Source organism: Hymenobacter coccineus (assembly GCF_001816125.1).
Lineage (GTDB): Bacteria > Bacteroidota > Bacteroidia > Cytophagales > Hymenobacteraceae > Hymenobacter > Hymenobacter coccineus.
In genome coordinates, this window is the sequence record NZ_MDZA01000220.1 from 1 (window position 1) to 3,003 (window position 3,003).

At 62.9% G+C, this 3,003-nt stretch carries 1 protein-coding gene; it reads left to right on the plus strand.

Annotation, left to right across the window (positions count from 1 at the left end; translation table 11 throughout):
- Window positions 1-341: 341 nt before the first annotated feature.
- Window positions 342-2,924 (plus strand): DNA gyrase/topoisomerase IV subunit A, encoded by a 2,583-nt coding sequence (locus tag BEN49_RS13035; RefSeq protein WP_094123161.1) that lies wholly within the window; start codon window positions 342-344, stop codon window positions 2,922-2,924.
- Window positions 2,925-3,003 lie beyond the last annotated feature (79 nt).

Below are 3,003 nucleotides of genomic sequence, written 5' to 3' on the forward strand. Positions count from 1 at the left end.
CCGGCGGGCGCGACAGCGCGGCGCGGGGGGAACTTTCCGGGGCCCACCGGCCTTGCCAAAAGTTGCGCCGCCGCCCCGCCGCCGGTACATTTGACTGCATCTTGCCGCTCACCCGTTTGCTCTTCGTGGATACACCCCTTACCCCCGACCCCGCCTCGCTGTTCCCCGCCGACGAGTCCCGCGCCGCCGACGCGTTGGCACCCAACCCCTACCAACACCTCCACGCCGGCGATTCGGTCGATTTTGATTTGGGCGCGTTTTCGCCCGCCGCCGAGGAAGATGCCGAGCTGGCCGCCGGCGACGAGGCCCTCGCCGCCCAGCTCACGGCCGAAAACGAGCCCCTGGCCGAAGCCGAACCCGAGGAGGAGGAAAACCCCAAGTTTGCCCCCGGCGAGGTCCTCCACGACGTGGCCACGGTGCGGGGCATGTACCAGAACTACTTCCTCGACTACGCCTCCTACGTGATTCTGGAGCGCGCCGTGCCCGCCATCGAGGACGGCCTCAAGCCCGTGCAGCGCCGCATTCTGCACGCCATGAAGGAGATGGACGATGGCCGCTTCAACAAGGTGGCCAACGTGATTGGCCAGACCATGCAGTACCACCCCCACGGCGACGCCAGCATCGGCGACGCCATGGTGAATCTGGGCCAGAAGGACCTACTCATCGAAACCCAGGGCAACTGGGGCGACGTGCGCACCGGCGACGGCGCGGCAGCTCCCCGTTACATCGAGGCCCGCCTCAGCAAGTTTGCTCTCGACGTGGTGTTCAACCCCGACACCACCGAGTGGCAGCTCAGCTACGACGGCCGCAAGCGCGAGCCCACCACGCTGCCCGTGAAGTTCCCGCTGCTGCTGGCCCAGGGCGTGGAAGGCATCGCCGTGGGCCTGAGCACCAAGATCATGCCCCACAACTTCCGCGAGCTGTGCCAGGCCAGCATCGCGGTTTTGAAAGGTAAAGAAGTGCAGTTGCTGCCCGATTTCTCGACCGGGGGCCTATGCGACGCCACGAACTACAATTCGGGGCTGCGCGGAGCCAAAATCCGCCTGCGTGCCACCATCGAGAAGGTGGACAAGACGATGCTCATCATCCGCGACATTCCCTACGGCACCACCACCACGGCGCTGATGGAGAGCATCGTGAAGGCCAGCGAGGCCAACAAAATCAAGATCAAAAAGGTGGTTGACAATACCGCCGCGGTGGTCGAAATCCAGGTGCAGCTGCCCGCCGGTGTGAGCCCCGACCTCACCATGGACGCGCTTTACGCCTTCACCGACTGCGAAATCAGCATCTCGCCCAACACCTGCGTCATTATCGGCGACAAGCCCCGCTTTGTGGGCGTGGAGGATGTGCTGCGCCAGAGCACCAAGGCCACCGTGCGCCTGCTGGAACGCGAGCTGGAAATCCGCCAGGAAGAGCTGTGGGAGCGGTGGCACAGCGCCTCGCTGGAAAAGATTTTCATTGAAAACCGCATCTACCGCCGCATCGAGGAGGCCGAAACCTGGGAGCAAATCCTGGAAACCATCGACGCCGGCCTGAAGAAATTCGTGCGCGTGGACGGCGAAAAGCCCAAGGCCAACGACCAGCGCGTGGTGCTGCGCCGCCCCGTGACGGCGGACGACCTAACGCGCCTCACCGAAATTCGCATCAAGCGCATCAGCAAGTACGACGGCTTCAAGGCCGACGAATACCTGCAAAAGCTGAGCGCAGAACTGGAGGAAGTGGCCGACCACCTCGCCAACCTCACGCGCTACGCCGTGGCCTACTTCGAGGGCCTGCTGAAGAAGTACGGCGCCGGCCGCGAGCGCAAAACCCAGCTCCGCACCTTCGACGTGGTGACGGCCCAGAAGGTGGCCGTGGCCAACCAGAAGCTCTACGTGAACTACCAGGATGGCTTCGTGGGCTACGGCCTGAAAAAGGACGACCACGCGGTGACCGTGGCTGACTGCTCGGACCTCGACGACATCATTGCCATTAAGCGCGACGGCACGTTTGTGGTGAGCCGCATCGCGGAGAAAACCTTCGTGGGCAAGGACATCCTGCACGTGGGCGTGTACAACAAGAACGACGACCGGCTGGTGTACAACATGGTGTACGTGGACGGGGCCTCGGGCATCAGCTTCGCCAAGCGCTTCCTCGTGTCGGGCATCACCCGCGACAAAGCCTACGACCTGACCAAGGCCACCAAGGGCACCAAAACCCTGTACCTCACGGCCAATCCCAACTCGGAAAGCGAGATTGTGACCATCCAGCTCAGCGACAAGGCCGCGGCCCGGGTGAAGCAGTTCGACTTCGATTTTGCTGAGCTAGCCATCAAGGGCAAGGGCTCGATGGGCAACATCGTAACCAAGCAACTCATCAAAAAAATTACCCAGAAGAGCCGGGGCGACAGCACGTTGGGCGGCCGTGAAACCTTCTTCGACGCCGTGGTGGGCCGCCTCAACACCGCCGGCCACGGCCGCTACCTAGGGGCCTTCGACACCGACGAAACGGTGCTGGTGGTATTCCGCAACGGTACTTACGAGCTGACCACGCCCGACCCGGGCAACCACTACGACGTGCCCAACATTGTGCTGCTGCGCAAGTACGACCCCGAAACGGTGCTCAGCGCGGTGTACATGGACGGCGACACCAAGATTCACTACGTCAAGCGTTTCCGCGTTGAAACCAGCACGCTGGGCAAGCCCTTCACCTTCATCACCGAAACCAAGGGCTCGAAGCTGCTGGCCGTGACGGCCCACCCCGAGCCGGTGGTGGAAGCCAAGGTGCAGAGGGACAAGAAGGCCGACAAGGAAATCGAGCAAATTGGCCTGCACGAATTCATCGACGTGAAGGGCTGGAAAGCTATGGGCAACAAGCTGAACTACTACAAAATCCACGCCCTGGACCTGCTCACCGACGAGGGCCCGTGTAGGCAGCCTCGGTGAGGGAGCGCGGCAGGTTCTGGAACCCGGCTTGCAGCGGCTGCACCATAAACGGCAGGCTGTACACCAGCGACCCCACCAG